Annotated in this window: 1 pseudogene; it reads right to left on the bottom strand. The window is 60.2% G+C overall.

Features of this window, described 5'->3' with window-relative positions:
- Positions 1-557, bottom strand: a pseudogene (locus tag AC1DWT_RS51800) (ATP-binding protein); the annotation flags it as partial.
- Positions 558-566 lie beyond the last annotated feature (9 nt).

Here is a 566-nt window from a genome sequence, read left to right as displayed (position 1 = left end):
TAGGTGCCCTTGATGTTGTCGGGGTCGGCGGGGTCGACTTTCTGGGCTTTGATGCTGATGTGGCGGCGCACATCGAGGATTTCCTCTCGCTGGGAGGACTCGCCGCGAGGTAGTTGGTCGGCAGGCATGATCTGCCGGATGAACTGAGTAATGGTGTTATAACGCGCCTTGGCCACGTCGAGCGTCATGGGTGTTGCACTGCTGGATGTTTCGATGAATTGCTGCAGGCTGGACCAGAAGTGGCGCGACGTCGGGGTTTCGCGTTCGGCGGGGTCGATGCGGAGGCGGTCGCCGTCGCGCCCGAACGGGATTCTTTCCAAGATCGCGTTCACGTCGTGCAGCCGGTCGATGATGCGCCGCCTCTCGGTCTCGAACTCGCTACTGAGCAACCCCAACTCCATTCCGGTCCACTTGTTGACCTCCCCGAGGAAGTCGTCTCGATGACGGATGACGTCGGAGTCGACGAGCCGGCGGTAGTGGTTGTAGTAGTTCGGGTAGGACGCGATGTCGGTGCCCCACTCGTAGTTGTCCCATTCCGCTTTGAACCGTTTGAACATGTCCTCCAG

It is taken from the genome of Rhodococcus sp. P4_B6, from assembly GCF_056402215.1.
Note: the sequence above shows the minus strand (reverse complement) of the source record. Positions and strands in the feature narration are given on the sequence as shown.